Consider the following 14,708-nt stretch of genomic DNA (forward strand, 5'->3'; position numbering starts at 1 on the left):
CCCCACCCCTTCGTGGAATACCAGGGGAACACTTCATACCCATCGGGGCATACATCGTTCGCCGTGATTTCCGTCGTGGCAATATTTCTGGTCGTCGCCACAACCAACCGCACCCGCGCGGTCGTGACTGTGCTCGGCACGTGCTGGGTTGCCTTCATCGTGGTGGTGGTGGTCTCCAACGGCGTGCACTTCCCCACGGATTCCACCGCGTCCCTCGTATGGGGCCTGGGCGTTGCCCCACTCGTGGCCGGAATGGCCCAGCGAAGCCTGGCCCGTGCACCCCGTGCGGGCGGGTCCGCCTGACGTGTGAGACTTGATCCGTGCTTCCCGATGTCTCCGTCTCAGCCGAGGCCGCACTACGCGCGCTGGGCTTCCGCCTTCATGCGCGAAGCGGCGACACCTGGGAACTGATCCTGCCCAACTCCCGCCGCGCCGTGCGCACGCTGCGCGGGGACCGCGGCCGCATCACCTTGTCTGAGGCCCGCAAACGCGGTGATCGCACGGCCGTGTCCCGGACGCTGCTCGTGGCTTCAGGCGCCTCCGCTGGAGTGTTCGACGCCGCGAGGCTGGGCCGCTGGGATGTCCTCACCTGGTCGCCGCCAAGGGCCGTCGTCAACGGGATCACCTATGAAGCCGTCGGCACCGATGTCCCAGACGACGCCCCGCGGCGGCGGGATCGGCCCGTGGCGGGAATGCCCGACGACGCGCGCCCGGCGCCTGCGGCGGAGCGTGGCGCGGACCCGTCGTCGGGCATCGGAAGACAACATGGCGGGCGGCTCCCCTGGGTTCGCTGGGGTGTGGCGCGGGTGCTGCTCGTGGCGGGCCCGCAGCCGGTCGGGGTACTGGCAGAGCGGTTGGGCGTCTCGCCGCAGGCCGTCCGGAGGGCGCTGAACCAGCTTGGCGAGTTCGTCTCCCGCGACAACCATGGGGAGTGGGCGCCGACTTCGGCTCAGGAACTGGAGAGGACATGGCTCGCCTCCTACCCGGGCGCGCAGGGGAAGAACACCACATGGTGGCACCCACTGCCTCCGGAGGGGCAGGCCAGAGCGGTGGCAGTGGTGGCCGAGCGGCTGGGGGCCAGGCCGCTGTTGGCTGCGAGCAAGACGGGCCTGGTCACCGCCTACGTACGGGAAGAGGTGGATCTGCGCGCCGAATTGCAGCTGGTCGGCTTCGCGTCGATCTCTGCAGAACGAGCCACGCTGCGCCTTGCCGTCCCCCGCGATCCCACGCTGTGGGCCACCGCCCAGCCCGTCATGGTGGCGGGTCAGGCGGTGCTGATGGCTGACCGGCTCATTGCCGGCTTGGAGGGCTGAGCCGCAGATCAGTCCCTCCGCCAGGTGAAGGGTGTCGTGGTGGTGATGGGCTGCAGGCCGGCGGCGGCCAGGATGGGAAGGGAATGGTCCGTGCAATCGGAGTGGATCCAGTCGATGCCGTTCTCCTTCATCACCGCGGCGACGCGGGCGCTGAGCAGGGCCCTGTAGATACCTCGATGCCGATGGCTGTCCAGCGTGGCGCCACCCCAGACTCCGGCGATGTCGGTTCCGGGCACAGGGTCGATACGCCCAGACGCCACCACGGTGTCACCGTCCAGGGCCAACCAGAGTTGCATGGGGTCATCGTCGAGTTGGAGGCGGGACCACAGCTCGGGGATCATACGGCGCGCGGTCGGCTCGCCGCCGAAGGCCTCGTCGGCCTGCTCACACGCCGCACGAACATCCGCCTCGGTCTCCGCCCTGCGCAGGGTGATCCCGCTGGGCGAGGAGACACCCAGGAGCCCGGCCGCCGGCCCGAGCACCACGGTCTCGCGCTCCCCCGGCTTGAACCCGTGTTCTTCCAGCGCCTCCGCCAAACCCGGTGCCTGGTCGTGGCCACGGGTCTTGACCTCCACCTCGTCGATCCCGGTCCACCCGTCAATGGCGGCACGGAGGCGCTGGAACAGTAAACGGGTGTCTTCGACGGAGTCGACGCCCAAGTCTTGATACGTGACGAAGGCGCGATTGCCCGGAACAATGCCGATCCAGAAGGGGCCCAAGCGGGCCTGCGACAGGACTCCGGCGTCCATCTCGGCCTCGGTGCGCAATTGCTGGTCATAGATCCTAAGTAATTGAGATTCCTCGATCACTTGACCGAGTGTACCCACACGTCCGGGAACCGGGCCACACCTATGTTCATGCGCCACCTTCATTCCTAGAGAACTGCACACCGGTAGCCATGCGTCCGAATCATGGAACCCTGTTTCGTTGCTCCACACGAGGACTAGCCTGGAGGCGAGCGCAACAACCCATCATCGTCAAGGAGTGCTCACATGACCGAATCCCAGCTCACCGCGGGCGAGACCGCCCCAGACTTCACCCTCAACGACGCGGACGGCCAGCCTGTCCACCTCGCCGAGACGGCCCAGGCCGCCCAGCGCGGCGTGGTGGTGTACTTCTACCCCAAGGCCTCCACTCCCGGTTGCACCACCGAGGCTTGCGACTTCCGGGACAACCTCGCCTCCCTACAGGGCGCCGGTTACACGGTGCTCGGAGTCTCCGCGGATCCGGCCGAGGATCTCGTCCGCTTCCGCGAGGAGCAGCACCTCACCTTCACGCTGCTCTCCGACCCGGGCGGCGAGGTCGCCAAATCCTACGGGGCCTACGGATCCAAGACCTTCGGGGACCAGACGTTCACCGGCACCCAGCGCTGCACCTTCGTGGTCGCGCCGGACCTGACCCTGACCGATGCCGAGTACGACGTGAACGCGGAAGGCCACGTGGCACGCCTACGCGAGAAGCTCTCCGTCTGAACCGTTCGGCCATCTTCCGGCCACCGACGCAGCAGCGTCGGCAGGGCGGAAGAGCCAGGCAGGGCCACGAGGTTCACGAGTCGGCCGAGCAGACTCCGGCTACTTCGTTGAGCGCACCATCCAGGGAACCCGGGTTCATGTAGTCGCCGCTGACCGCTCCCGTCAGTTGCCTGGCAGGTGTTGAAAGATCCTCATGGCCCGACATCTCATAGTTGGTCCAACCACCGAGCAGAGCAGCCACGGACTGGGCCTCGACCATGCGGGGGTCCACCTCACGGGGAGATGTCGCCGTGGAAGCCTCACCGGCAGACGACTTCTCCTCGCGGATCTTGTCTGTCAGCGCACAGGCGTAGGCAACCATGCCGTCCTCGGAGACATCCGGTGCCATCGCCGGCTTGGCCCCTCCGAGGCCATCGCATTCCTCCACCAGGGAATCGAGGCCGGAGTGCAGGGCCTCGATTTTCAGCGTGGTGAAACCGGAGGCGATCTCAAGCGCTGGATCCATCAGTTTTCGTTGAGAGGCACTGATCCCTTCCACCTCTGAGTAGTCCTGCCGGTCCCCCAACACGGCAATCCGAGGGTGCCCCGCGCCGACCAGCTTCGTCACAGCCGTGAGCTGTACGCCAGTCAACCCGCTCAGTTGCTTCATCTCACCGAGGTCACCCTGACTCTGGACGTGTTTGGCCAACTGACAGGCGTAACCGACCTGGCCCTGCGCAGAGACATCGACTCCGCCCTTGCCCTTGCCGCCGGAACCTGAGTCGCATCCGACCAGGACCAGGCCGAGAAGCACGGTGCTGGTCGCCGCCAAGAGTACGCCGCCACGCTTGAAGATCATCTTTTCCTCCGTTCCGGCTCCGGATCAGAGACCCAGAAGCTGTTTGGCGCCCTCTGTACCCTGCTCCGGCGTGATGCCCCACGTGCAATCCAGATAGTCCTCGTCGATGTCGGCACTGCCCTGGTTGTCATCTGCTGCCACTGCTATTCCCTATCGGGACCAACCACGCCTACCCAAAGCCAACATGACGATCTTCCTCAGGTCATCGAGTCATAACAGATCACAGCGTAAGGGAACTGCCGAGTACCGACAAGCACCCGGAACGCACTCGAGCCAAGACTCTGGGCTGAACGCCGATCAGGCCTCGCGAATCGTGGCGCGGACCTGCCAGCCCGCCCGCTGATAGGGACCAACGACCTTGGCCGGAACCAGCGCCACCACGCGATCCGCTCCTGCCTGCCAGGCCTCGTCCAATGCGGCTTCCACCAACACCGGCAGGACCTCGTCATCCGCCAAATCCGAGTCCCCCACACGGATGACAGGACCGATCAGTCCCACGTCGCCGTCCACGCACCAACGGATCTGAGCCACAGGGCGGGCAAAGACCGAGAGTTCAAAGACGTCATAGTCCCCCATGGGTGCTTCCGACAGCACACCTTCACCGGGCATCACGCCCAGACGATCGGCCGACTGCGGGTCCACTTCCACCACGGACAGTGCACCGTCGCCTTCGGGCCCGGACTCCACCCAGTCCAGGTGTTTACCGGTCAGCCGGTGGTAGCCCCGTTCCCAGGTGCCTCGTTCCTCGTCAGATACAGACATCTTTTGCCTCCTACTACGACTCAGGGTTCGAATCTACCCGCACTTCGCTTTGGCCCACGTCTCGGCCGCCGCCCCGGCCCGTGCGAGAAGCCACGAACCATGCGAAGCCGGCCACGACAGTGGCCACGAAGAAGATCGCCGCCAGGGGACCCACGGCCGCGCCGTGCTGCAAGGTTCCGAGCCCGGCCACACCCAATGCCGCTCCGGTGGAGTCGGACATGTTCAGTGCCGCGGAGTTGAATCCCTGCTTGTTCCGCGGTGAAAGCCTGATGACCATGGTGGACATTCGAGGGTAGGCCAGGCCCATCCCGAATCCGCTGATGGCCCAGAAGACCACGATGATCCACACCGGTAGCTGCGCCATGGTGCAGACCGCGACGCCCGCGATGGCCAACACCACGAAGGCGACCGCGAACGTCAGCAGGGACCTGTCGTTCCACGTCTCGAAGAACTTCCCCTGCGCCCAGGACGCCAGCGCCCACGAGATCGCGGAGACCGTCAGTGCCAGGCCGGACAAGGTCAGGTCAAGCCCGTAGACCTTGTTGAACAGCAGCGGGAGATAGGCCTCCGCGCCGAAATCGGCCGCAGCAAGTAGCCCTCGCAGCACGATCACCGCGGGCAGGCCGATGGCCAGCAGGAACGCGCCCTTGGGCAAGAGCGGCTTGATCAGCACAAGGATGAAGGCAACCACCACGGCCAACACCACGTACCGCCAGACTCCCCAGTCCCCGAGGAAACCGACACTCAGCACAGCGAAGGCGATGACGGCTGCACGCGAAACATCGATCACGATCTTGCGGATCCCGCCCGCCGAATCGGCACCCGGAGGGGTGCCGGAGGCGCCGTCCTGCCCCGCGCCGTCGGGCATCGGTTCCTCTTCGGATGGCAGCCGTTGCAGCGAGGGCACCATGGTGAGGCACGCGACCGCGGCCAGGACCAGCACACCGAGGAACACCCAGTGCCAGGAGAACGCTTGCGCCACTGCCCCGGCCAGGAACGGGCCGATCAGCGACGGGATCACCCAGCACGCGGCGAACAGGCCGAAGATCTTGGCGTGCAGATGCATGGGATACAAGCGCGCCACCAGCACGTAGATGGTCACGTTGATGGCACCTGCTCCGAGACCCTGCAACAGGCGCCCGATCACGAACGTGGTCATTTCCGGCGCCAGGCCTGCTACCAGCAGTCCCACCCCGAAGACCACGGACCCGAACCAGAACGGGCCGCGCGGACCGCGGCGGTCTGACCAGGCGCCGGAGACCACCATGCCGATGATCGCCGTGGCCATGGGAGCAGCCAGGCCCAGGGAGTAGACGGAGTGCCCGTGGAGTTCGTCCGCGATGCGCGGCATCACGGTGGCGATGGCCAGTTCCTCGAACGCAGCGAGGAAGAGCAACGCCATCGAACCGATGGTGCTCAGCAACAGGGGACGCTGCCAGACCGAGGTCGGCGACAATGACGAGTGAACGGACACCACAAAAGACTATCGACGGTGATCGAGGAACGTCTACCGGTTGGTCGGTACAGGTCGCGTGAGTCGCGTCATCCTCGGCATGACGATGTGCTGAGGACCGGGTGCAAGTGCAAGACTCACGACTTGTGACCCAGACTTCCCACCTCACCGATTCCCCCCGCTCCGACGCCGTCCTCGATCTGCAGGACGTGAGCTTCCGCCGCGGCGAGCGCATGATCCTCTCAGATATCTCCTTCACGGTGCGGGCCGGTGAGCATTGGGCCTTGCTGGGGGCCAACGGTGCCGGCAAGTCCACCATCCTGGGTTTCGCGGGGGCCCGCACCTTCCCGAGCTCCGGCAACGTGGACATCCTCGGTTCCCGCATGGGCCGGGTGGAGCTGGCCGCGCTGCGCAAGCGGATCGGTCACGTGAATCCGCGGCTGAAGGTGCTCTCCGACCCCACTTCGGTCGCACTGGTGCTGGCCGGATTGGCCGGTGCTGTGGAGGTCCCGCCGCGTTTCGTCCCGACGGACGAGCAGTCGGAGCGCGCTCGGGAGCTACTGACGCGCGTGGGTCTGGGCCACCGTTTGGACGGTCGATGGTCAACCATGAGCCAGGGTGAACGCGGCCGCGCACTGATCGCCCGCGCACTGATGGTGGATCCGGAGTTGTTGCTGCTGGACGAGCCCACGACCGGCCTCGACATCGCAGCCCGTGAGGCCCTGCTGGAGACCGTGGACGGGCTGCGCAATGCCCGGCCGACGTTGGGGTCCGTGCTGGTGACGCATCACCTCGAGGAACTGCCGGAGTCCACCACGCACGCCTTGATCATCAAGGACGGAGTCATCGTGGCGCGGGGTCCGGTGGATGAGGCCGTCACCTCGGAAACCATCTCGGACGCCTTCGAGTTCCCCATCCGGGTGACCCACCATGAGGGACGCTGGGGCGCCCGCGCAGGCCGCCGCTGAGCCGGGCCACTGACTCCTCCCCAGACTTTCCGCCAGCGCCACTCACTTCCCGCCAGCCACTGCGCTCTTCCCCAGGCTTTCCGCCACGACCACTCCCTTCCCACCAGGCGCCCTCACCATCCCCAGGCTTTCCGTCGCTACCTCATACCTAAACCATGAGGCAGCGACGGAAAGCCTCGGGAGAAATGAACAGAGCGCGAAGCTCAGCTGCTGACGGCTATCGCAGACCAGTCAGTCAGGCCCGCGCCTTCAGTCCGTTCAGCAGAGCCACGGCCGTGGCGGCGTCGTCCACCGTGGCGGTGAACAGTTTCCCACCGTTATAGGTGACGCGAACGCCTTCGCCCGTCCGCAGGCACACGGCGGAACCGCCACCGCCCAGAGCCTTACGCCAGCCCCAACCACCGAACTCCCCCATCGGGTTCACTTCGGTGACCTCGGCCCGCTCGATCTGGTCCAAGGCGATGTGCTTCTTGGGCAGTCCCATGGGTGCCCGGGCCATGAATCCTGACGCATCCACCCGGACCTGCACCGACATGGTGCCCGGCACGGCGGTCGCGACCAGCACCGTGCAACCCAGGACCAGCCAGGTTGCCCAGCCGATGCTGCCGGACTCGCCGATCTCTACCCAAGCCGCCGGGATGATGCACACTGCGCAAAGAAGGACCGCGCCAACGGTGATCCAGAACCCGACCTTCGCCACGGAGCACCGCCCGGTCCACACTGCCCGCTCGTCGACCTCCAGCGCCACGGGTTGAGGTTGCTCCGGCTCGTCGCCCGTTCCCTCGATGTCGTACGCGAGGCGGTAACCCAAGAATCCGGCCAAGCCTGCGGCCACAATGCCACCCATGCCGACCCATATGAACATGTTCAGGCCTGTCACGGACTGGGATCCCGCGGAAACCATGGCGACGGCCATGAATCCCGCGGACCCGGTTGCGAAAGCGGTCAGCCAGCGTAGTTGTACCGCTTTCCCCGATCCGCCGACGCCTCGCAGGCCCAAGACGCCGATGAGCCAGAACACTGCCGAACAGCCGCCTCCTACTCCGACCGTGAGCGCTGGATACGTCCAAGCCGGACCCCACCCGTCAACTGTCCCATCGACTCTGAAATGCGTGCCGACGGTGGCGGTGAGGTCGTCGGTGACGGTGGCCTGAATTGCCGCGATCATGACCATGACGATCAGCGGAATCCACAATGCCAACCAGCGGAAGCGTGCCGTCGCCTGTTTCCTCGGTGCGATTCTTGTGCTGGTCATCTCGTCTCAGTCCTCGTTGCGTATCGATCTCGTCTTGCCCGTTGTCAGTGCCCGACGGCCGTCAAGCCGCCTCCCGCTCAGCCCGGCACCGGAGCGTCGCGCACCAGCGAGGCCAAGGCCTCGCGGCTGACGCCGAGCCGCGCCGCGGCGTCGACCAGTGTGCGGATGTCACCGCGCAGAGCGCTCAGCGGGGCTGCCGCCCCGGTGACCGTGGCACCCTTGCCGCGGCGCAGTTCCAACAGTCCTTCGTCCCGCAGGACTTGATAGGCGTGCAGCACGGTGTGGACGTTGATCTGCAGGGAAACGGCGATCTCCTTGGCGGCAGGCAGTCGATCCCCGGGGGCGATATCGCCCGCCACGATCTGAGCACGCACCGCGGTGGCGATCTGCACGAAGACAGGCTCGTCGCGCCTGGGATCTATCCTGATCAACATGTAGTTATTCTAGCATCACTAGAACTTTACTGTGGCGTGGCAGACAGGTCCTGGGCCAGCATCACCAGGATTCCGCTTGGACCACGCAGATAGGTGAGCTTGTAGACGTCCTGGTAATTGGCCACACCTCGCAGCGGGTAGCACCCGTGGCGTGCAGCGATCGCAAGGGACTCATCGATGTCGTCCACCTGGAAGGACACCCGGTGCATACCGATCTCGTGCGGCAGCGTCGGTCGGGTCGCGATCGCATCCGGGTGGATGTACTCGAACAGTTCGAGTTGCCCATCGTCTTCTGGGGTGCTCAGGACGGCGATCTTCGCGTGATTGCCGTCCAAACCCACGGCGGTGTCGGCCCAATCGCCGCTGACGGTGTCGCGGCCCAGAACCCGCAGACCCAGATCGGTGAAGAACGCGATGGTCGCCTCGAGGTCCCTCACGGCAATTCCGACATTGACCATTTTGATGCTCATGCGCCACAGACTAGCCCGCGCTGAAGGCTCAAGCTTGAGCCGCTGCCAACTGGGGTTCTGTCAGGTCGCGGTCGGCGAAGACGAGCCGGATCGCTTCCGGGTCGGGGTTGCCGGCGTCCGGCCCGCGCCATTGCAGCGTCATGCCGAGCTTGCGAGCCACTGCGGCGGAGGCCAGATTGTGTTCAAGTAAGTAGGCCACGATCGGTACCTCCGGAGCCACGTCATGAGCGGCTCGGCAGGCCACGCGGGCGGCCTCGGTGGCCAGCCCTCTCCCTTGTTCCTCCGCCCGGAAGCGATACCCCAGATTCCAGAACCGGCTGGCATCGTCCGGCCCACCACGCAGTGAGCATCCCGCACCGCCCAGTAAGCGCCCGTCTCCAGGGTCGCGGACCACCCACACGCCAAGGTCCGCCCGGTCCCATTCGGCCAACCACGCGGCGACCTTCCGCTCGATCTCCTCCCGCTCCTTGGCAATCCCTGAGGGCAGGTGAGTCCAGACCCGTGGATCCGAGAACAGCGCAAAGAGTTCGTCCACGTCGTCAGGCACTGGACGGGCGAGCAGCATCCGCTCCGTCCGAACCTCCGCGAACCCGGGGCCAGCCCTCATGCGTCGATCCCCATCAGCTTGGCGCCGTTCTCCCACAGCACGGCGCGCAGCCAGTCGTCGCCGAAGCCGAAGCGTTCCACCGCTCGGATCTGGTGGGAATACTCGTACGGAATGTTCGGGAAGTCGGTGCCCAGCACGATCTTGTCAGGCATGTTCTCCCAGGACAGCAGTACGTCCTCCGGAATCGGGAACAGCCGCTGCATGTAGTCGGTGCCCACCATGGTGGTGTCCAGGTACACCTCCGGGTAGGCACGTGCCAGCGCCGTGAATTCGCGGTACTCCGGCATACCCGCATGGGCGATGATCAGCCTCAGGTCCGGATGCTTGCGCAGCAGGTTCCCGACGCGCTCTGGCCCGGTGAACTCGCCGGAGTGAGGTCCGGAGCCGCAGTGCATCACCGCTGGTACCCCGGCCTCTTCCAGTTGGGACCACGAGGAGTCCAGCAATGGGTCGTCCGGCGCAAATCCACCCACCTGGACGTGCACCTTGAAGATCTGGGCCCCAGCGGCGAGGGCGGCAGTGGTGTCCGCTCCGGCTGAAGGCTCCGGGTAGAAGGTCCCGGAGTGCACCACCGTGCCCACGTGATCCCGGGCGAACGCAGCCGAGTAGTCGTTGAGCCAGGCCGCCATCCCCGGCCGATGCGCATAGTTCAGCGCGGAATACGCCACCACACCCAACTCACGCAGGGTCTCGATACGCTCCTCTTCGGAGGTGCGGTACTTGATCCCCCACGGCTCGAACCCCTCGTCTGCCACGTGGTCAAAGAAGTCCCAGACCTTGTCCAGGACGTTCTGCGGCATGAAGTGCACGTGTACATCGGCGAAGCCTGGGATGCCGAGACCGGCTGCGTATCGGGTCAGGTCGGCGTCATCACGGGGAGGCTGAACGGACATGTCCCCACGCTACCCGCCGAATGTGCGAGGGGTGCCCGGCTCGCATGAGCCGGGCACCCCTCGTCGGACATTCGGCCCCGCGCACAGCGCGCGGAGACCTCAACGAATCAGTTGTAGAGCATGCCGCCGTCAACCAGGAGGTTCTGCCCGGTCACGTAGTCGGCGGAGTCGGACGCGAAGAACGAGACCACACCGGCAACGTCTTCGGGGGTCTCGATGCGACCCAGAGCGATGGCCTCAACATTGTCCTTCAGGTTTTCGCCCTTGGCCTTGCCGTTGAGCTTGCCCATCTCCTCGTCGATGGTGTCCCACATGCCGGTGCCGACGATGCCGGGAGCCCAGGCGTTGACGGTGATGTTGCGAGGGGCCAGCTCCTGCGCAGCCACCTGCGTGATGCCGCGGACGGCGAACTTGGAGGCGGAGTAGGCGCCCAGGATCGGGAAGCCCTTGATGCCCGCGATCGAGGAGGCGGAGATGATCTTGCCCTTCTCCTTGCCCAGTTCCTTGAACTTGGCCGAGGCAGCCTGGATGCCGTAGATCACGGAGAAGACGTTGATGTTGAAGATCTTCTCGAGGTCTTCGGTGGTGATGTCGTCAACGGGCTTCACCTGCACGATGCCGGCGTTGTTGGCGATCACATCGAAGCTGCCCAACTGCTCGGCGGCGGCATCCACAGCGGCGAAGACCTGGTCACGCTTGGAGACATCGGCGGCCACCCAGATGGCCTTACGACCCAGAGCCTCGATCTCCTTCACAACGGCCTTGCCCTTTTCCTCCTGGAAGGGGAGGTCGGCAACGGCGACATCAAAGCCGTCGGAGGCCAAGCGCAGGGCGATTCCGCGGCCGATTCCCTGACCGGCGCCGGTGACGAGTGCTACACGATTCTCAGACATGGAGTGTTTCCTTCTTCCTCAATCGGTTCCGCCGCCGTGCCGTCCGGTTCACGGCCGGATCGCTGGGCTGCGGTAGTGGGTGGCTCCCTGGTTTGGGCGCCTCCCCCTTTCACTGATCATCATGGACCCGCCACGCAGAAAAGGAACTACCAATGAGATGCATGCCTCCAATTTATGTGACACGTCAAGCATTCAGGCGTCAAACAATGCTCAGGTCACGTTTCGAAGCCACGCAACCCACTCCGCTGCCCGCGGCGCGGACGCGGCCGGAACCTCGGATCCGTCGGGCCCCACCCATCGGCTCACCGGACGTATTCCTTGCAACGCGCTGGTCAGCCACACCTCGTGTGGCCGTAGATCTTCCGGCCGCGCCAAACGTTCACGGACCTCGATCCCCCTCCGGACCGCTTCCTCCAGGATCAGCCCAACGGTCACCCCGTCCAGCGCCGGCAACACACGCGCTGGGATGCAGAAGACGTCGTCCTCCCACCACATGAGCGACGAGTTCGCGGCCTCCACGACCCACCCGTCGGGGGAGACCAGCAGGGCCTCGTCCGCCCCGACCTCTCGTGCCCGATGCCGCAGCGCCATGAGGTCGTCGAGGTCCGGCCCTTTCAACCGCGGCGCAATCCGCCGATCCTGCGCGGCGTCCCCGGGAACCCACACCGCGACGTCGGGCATCCTTGCCGGCGCGGGCCGCAGCACGAACTCCGGCTCGCCACCCGGCACCGCGCGAACTTGGGGGAACCAGGCGCCAGTCCGCGGGGTGGCCGCCGCCACCCGGGTCCAGAAACCGGACCATCCGCCCCCCGGAACCCGGACGCCGACGGCTGCGCACGCCGCCTCGAATCGGGCGCGATGCCGCCCCAAGGCGCGCACAGCGCCGTCGAGCACGAGCCACGAGTCCACCACCGGGTCCTTCATGATTGCCCCAACAGACGCTTCAGCGGTTCGGCCTTGACCATGGTCTCCTGATACTCGTCCTCAGGATCGGACAACGCCACGATGGCCCCTCCCGTTCCGTAGCGCAGCTCGTCACGCGCCATCACCACGGTGCGGATCACCACGGAGGTATCCAGCGCGCCGTCCACGCCGAACCAGCCCAGTGCGCCCGAGTACACCCCGCGGGGCCCGGATTCCAGTGCGTCGATCAGTTCCATGGTGCGGTGCTTGGGCGCTCCCGTCATGGATCCGGGCGGGAACGCCTCACGCAGGCAGGCCACCGAGCTGAACCCCGTCGCCAACGTTGACGACACTGTGGTGATCATCTGGTGGGCCCTGGAGAAGGTGTGCACGCCGAAGAGCTCCTCCACGCGCACAGTGCCGGTCGCCGCGGTGACTCCGAGGTCGTGGCGCACCAGGTCCGCGATCATGAGGTTCTCCGCCCGGTCCTTCGGATGCGTCGCGAGGTCCTCCCGCAGCGCATCATCCTCCTCACGCGTGGCGCCGCGCGGTCGCGTTCCCTTGATGGGCGAGGACTCCGCCCGTCCCCGCGCATCCACGCGCAGGAACCGCTCCGGCGAGGTGGACAGCACGGCGAGCGCCGGCGTCCGCTCGGTTGCCGGCAGCCTCACGTACGCCCCGAACGGTGCGGGGGCCTGCTCGCGCAGTCGCAGGTAGGTTTCCCACGGGTCCGGGGATCCTTGGGCGCTGAGTTGGGTAGTCAGGCACAGCTCGTAGGTCTCCCCGGCGGCGATGAGTTCCTGAGCGCTGCGCACCTTGGCCACGTAGGCGTCGTGGCCCTCGCGTGCGCGCACCGTGGGCCGGGTGTCGGCGGCCTCATGCCCGACGACGGTGCCCCTCTTCCCTGGGTCCCCAGCCTTCGGCGCAGCCTGAGCCAGGGTCCGCTGCGCGGACCCCAACCAGGATGCGCTGCCGTTGGGATCTCCGTCCAGCTGCAACAGGTACACCGTGTCGGTCTCGTGATCCACCACTAGCGCACGGGTCACGAAAAGCAGTGCCGCATCGGGAAGGTCGGAGTGGTGCCGGTTCGACGAGCCGAGTTGCCCCTTCAATTCGTATCCGAGGTATCCGACCCAGCCTGGGCGGAAGTCAAACGGCAGAGCGGTGGCAAGGCCCGTTTCGTTGAGCATTCGGGAGTCGACGCTGCCGCCCGCCAGGCGGCGGCCCGCCAGATCCGCCTCCAGCCAGCTGAAGAACTCTTGGCTGCTGATCGTGGCGCCGCCGACCGTTTCCACGGCCACGGTCCCGGCCGTGACGTCGGCCAAGGCGAGGGTGTCGCCGGTGCCCATGATGGAGAAGCGTGCGTTGGTGTTGGCGTCGTTGCCGTCCAGCCAGACGGCTCTGTCGTCGTGACCGAAGAGGGCGTGGAACAGGCTCTGATCGTCGAGTTCGGTGGTGAGGGTGCGGACGTGGAGGCGGTGTTCCGTGAGGCCTTGCGCTGCGTTTTCGGAAGCAGCTGCGTCGTTCTGACCAGCGACCTCCTCGGTCCCAGCGCGCTCATTCATGCTGGCCAGCACCTCGTCACGGAACCTGGCCAGCAAATCGCGGCCGTGTTCGGAACAGATGGATTCGGGGTGGAACTGCACCCCCCACTGCGGCAGGGTGCGATGTTCCAGACCCATGACGACGCCGTCGGACGTGCGTGCGGTGACGCGGAGATCGCTTGTCACCTTCGTCACCGCCAGGGAGTGGTAGCGGACCATCGGCAGCGGCGACGGTAGCGACGTGAAGAGGCCGGTCCCGTCGTGGTGGATCTCGTCCACGCGACCATGCACCGGCTCCGGCGCGCGAGAGACCTCGCCACCATGAGCCAGAGCCAGGCCCTGATGCCCCAGACAGATGCCGAGTACCGGAAGCGTGGATTCCTTCAGCACCCGCATTCCGAAGCCGAAATCCGCGGGTTTGGCCGGGTCGCCGGGACCGGGTGAGAGCACCACACAGTCGAAGTTCTGGAGCATGCTCAGCTCGAGGTTCGGGTCATCATGCTCCACGAGCGTCGGGGCCGTGCCGAACACCGTGGCCAGATCGTGCGCCAGGTTCTGCGTGAACGAGTCCCGGTGGTCGATGAGCAGGGTGCGGATCACATGGCGAAGCCTACCGGGGAGGCCACCGACAACTCGGGCCAAGGCGGACACCGGGGGTCATCCGCCCCGGGTAGCGTCACCGGCATGACCCGCATCATCGAACTCACTCTGAATCATGCCGCCTCCGCGGCTGCCCTCTGGGAGGCCACCGGCTTGGTGCGCCCGTGGAACGACCCGATCGGCGACTTCCAGCGAGCCGTTGAAGGCGAACTCTCTGCCGTCCTGGGGATCGTGGACTCTGAATCGGCTGCGCAGGCCCGGGTGGTTGCGACCGCCATGGTCGGCGTGGACGGACACCGGGGG

Annotated in this window: 16 protein-coding genes and 1 pseudogene; 5 read left to right on the top strand and 12 right to left on the bottom strand. The window is 66.2% G+C overall.

The features are described 5' to 3' along the window. A partial coding sequence (locus Q0A15_RS07085; RefSeq protein WP_291278825.1) for a phosphatase PAP2 family protein occupies positions 1–303 on the top strand: 303 nt, incomplete at its 5' end. A gap of 17 nt (positions 304–320) precedes the next feature. Beyond that, positions 321–1,313, top strand: a complete 993-nt coding sequence (locus tag Q0A15_RS07090) for a hypothetical protein (protein ID WP_291278826.1) — start codon at positions 321–323, stop codon at positions 1,311–1,313. A gap of 8 nt (positions 1,314–1,321) precedes the next feature. Here Q0A15_RS07090 and Q0A15_RS07095 read toward each other — a convergent pair whose 3' ends face one another. Then, the gene (locus tag Q0A15_RS07095; protein WP_291278827.1) at positions 1,322–2,122 is read right to left on the bottom strand and encodes a GNAT family N-acetyltransferase; all 801 of its coding nucleotides are present in this window, start codon (positions 2,120–2,122) and stop codon (positions 1,322–1,324) included. 183 nt (positions 2,123–2,305) lie between these two features. Between Q0A15_RS07095 and Q0A15_RS07100 the strand changes: the two genes are divergently transcribed. Then, positions 2,306–2,785 (top strand): peroxiredoxin, encoded by a 480-nt coding sequence (locus Q0A15_RS07100; protein WP_291278828.1) that lies wholly within the window; start codon positions 2,306–2,308, stop codon positions 2,783–2,785. Positions 2,786–2,858: 73 nt separating this feature from the next. Here the strand turns inward: Q0A15_RS07100 and Q0A15_RS07105 are convergent, their stop codons facing one another. The 3 genes from Q0A15_RS07105 to Q0A15_RS07115 form a co-directional block, all read right to left on the bottom strand. Then, entirely contained in the window at positions 2,859–3,623 is a 765-nt protein-coding gene (locus tag Q0A15_RS07105; RefSeq protein WP_291278829.1) for a hypothetical protein, read from the bottom strand. Positions 3,624–3,920: 297 nt separating this feature from the next. Beyond that, complete coding sequence (locus Q0A15_RS07110; RefSeq protein WP_291278830.1) at positions 3,921–4,385, bottom strand: hypothetical protein; 465 nt, start codon at positions 4,383–4,385, stop codon at positions 3,921–3,923. A 13-nt stretch (positions 4,386–4,398) separates the two neighbouring features. Continuing rightward, positions 4,399–5,859: an MFS transporter gene (locus Q0A15_RS07115; protein WP_291278831.1), complete on the bottom strand. Its 1,461-nt coding sequence runs from the start codon at positions 5,857–5,859 to the stop codon at positions 4,399–4,401. Positions 5,860–5,984: 125 nt separating this feature from the next. Between Q0A15_RS07115 and Q0A15_RS07120 the strand changes: the two genes are divergently transcribed. Beyond that, complete coding sequence (locus Q0A15_RS07120; protein ID WP_291278832.1) at positions 5,985–6,806, top strand: ABC transporter ATP-binding protein; 822 nt, start codon at positions 5,985–5,987, stop codon at positions 6,804–6,806. A gap of 235 nt (positions 6,807–7,041) precedes the next feature. On the opposite strand, the gene Q0A15_RS07125 is transcribed toward Q0A15_RS07120, so the two are convergent. From Q0A15_RS07125 to Q0A15_RS07160, 8 genes are all read right to left on the bottom strand, one after another. Beyond that, on the bottom strand, positions 7,042–8,061 hold the full coding sequence (locus Q0A15_RS07125) for a hypothetical protein (RefSeq protein WP_291278833.1): 1,020 nt from the start codon (positions 8,059–8,061) through the stop codon (positions 7,042–7,044). A 77-nt stretch (positions 8,062–8,138) separates the two neighbouring features. Next, positions 8,139–8,495: a GntR family transcriptional regulator gene (locus Q0A15_RS07130; protein WP_291278834.1), complete on the bottom strand. Its 357-nt coding sequence runs from the start codon at positions 8,493–8,495 to the stop codon at positions 8,139–8,141. Positions 8,496–8,521: 26 nt separating this feature from the next. After that, entirely contained in the window at positions 8,522–8,965 is a 444-nt protein-coding gene (locus Q0A15_RS07135) for a VOC family protein (RefSeq protein WP_291278835.1), read from the bottom strand. 28 nt (positions 8,966–8,993) lie between these two features. Further along, a complete protein-coding gene (locus tag Q0A15_RS07140) occupies positions 8,994–9,572 on the bottom strand; it encodes a GNAT family N-acetyltransferase (RefSeq protein ID WP_291278836.1) in 579 nt (192 codons plus the stop codon). Further along, the gene (locus Q0A15_RS07145; RefSeq protein WP_291278837.1) at positions 9,569–10,465 is read right to left on the bottom strand and encodes an amidohydrolase family protein; all 897 of its coding nucleotides are present in this window, start codon (positions 10,463–10,465) and stop codon (positions 9,569–9,571) included. Before Q0A15_RS07145 ends, Q0A15_RS07140 begins: the two co-directional genes overlap by 4 nt. A 107-nt stretch (positions 10,466–10,572) precedes the next feature. After that, positions 10,573–11,358 carry an acetoin reductase gene (locus Q0A15_RS07150; protein WP_291278838.1) on the bottom strand — a complete coding sequence of 262 codons (786 nt, stop codon included), beginning with the start codon at positions 11,356–11,358 and terminating at the stop codon, positions 10,573–10,575. Between the two features lie 210 nt (positions 11,359–11,568). Next, positions 11,569–12,282 carry an aminotransferase class IV gene (locus tag Q0A15_RS07155; RefSeq protein ID WP_291278839.1) on the bottom strand — a complete coding sequence of 238 codons (714 nt, stop codon included), beginning with the start codon at positions 12,280–12,282 and terminating at the stop codon, positions 11,569–11,571. Continuing rightward, on the bottom strand, positions 12,279–14,405 hold the full coding sequence (locus Q0A15_RS07160) for a chorismate-binding protein (protein WP_291278840.1): 2,127 nt from the start codon (positions 14,403–14,405) through the stop codon (positions 12,279–12,281). Before Q0A15_RS07160 ends, Q0A15_RS07155 begins: the two co-directional genes overlap by 4 nt. Between Q0A15_RS07160 and Q0A15_RS07165 the strand changes: the two are divergent. Next, positions 14,406–14,708, top strand: a pseudogene (locus Q0A15_RS07165) (hypothetical protein); the annotation flags it as partial.

Origin of the sequence: Galactobacter sp. (assembly GCF_022712295.1) — a bacterium.
Taxonomy (GTDB): Bacteria; Actinomycetota; Actinomycetes; order Actinomycetales; family Micrococcaceae; genus Galactobacter.

What these genes read in the sequence shown, in the direction of transcription:
- Q0A15_RS07100 (WP_291278828.1), top strand. Translation starts at nt 2,306, where the DNA reads ATGACCGAATCCCAGCTCACCGCGGGCGAGACCGCCCCAGACTTCACC.
- Q0A15_RS07105 (WP_291278829.1), bottom strand. Translation starts at nt 3,623, where the DNA reads ATGATCTTCAAGCGTGGCGGCGTACTCTTGGCGGCGACCAGCACCGTG.
- Q0A15_RS07110 (WP_291278830.1), bottom strand. Translation starts at nt 4,385, where the DNA reads ATGTCTGTATCTGACGAGGAACGAGGCACCTGGGAACGGGGCTACCAC.
- Q0A15_RS07125 (WP_291278833.1), bottom strand. Translation starts at nt 8,061, where the DNA reads ATGACCAGCACAAGAATCGCACCGAGGAAACAGGCGACGGCACGCTTC.
- Q0A15_RS07130 (WP_291278834.1), bottom strand. Translation starts at nt 8,495, where the DNA reads ATGTTGATCAGGATAGATCCCAGGCGCGACGAGCCTGTCTTCGTGCAG.
- Q0A15_RS07135 (WP_291278835.1), bottom strand. Translation starts at nt 8,965, where the DNA reads ATGAGCATCAAAATGGTCAATGTCGGAATTGCCGTGAGGGACCTCGAG.
- Q0A15_RS07140 (WP_291278836.1), bottom strand. Translation starts at nt 9,572, where the DNA reads ATGAGGGCTGGCCCCGGGTTCGCGGAGGTTCGGACGGAGCGGATGCTG.
- Q0A15_RS07145 (WP_291278837.1), bottom strand. Translation starts at nt 10,465, where the DNA reads ATGTCCGTTCAGCCTCCCCGTGATGACGCCGACCTGACCCGATACGCA.
- Q0A15_RS07150 (WP_291278838.1), bottom strand. Translation starts at nt 11,358, where the DNA reads ATGTCTGAGAATCGTGTAGCACTCGTCACCGGCGCCGGTCAGGGAATC.
- Q0A15_RS07155 (WP_291278839.1), bottom strand. Translation starts at nt 12,282, where the DNA reads ATGAAGGACCCGGTGGTGGACTCGTGGCTCGTGCTCGACGGCGCTGTG.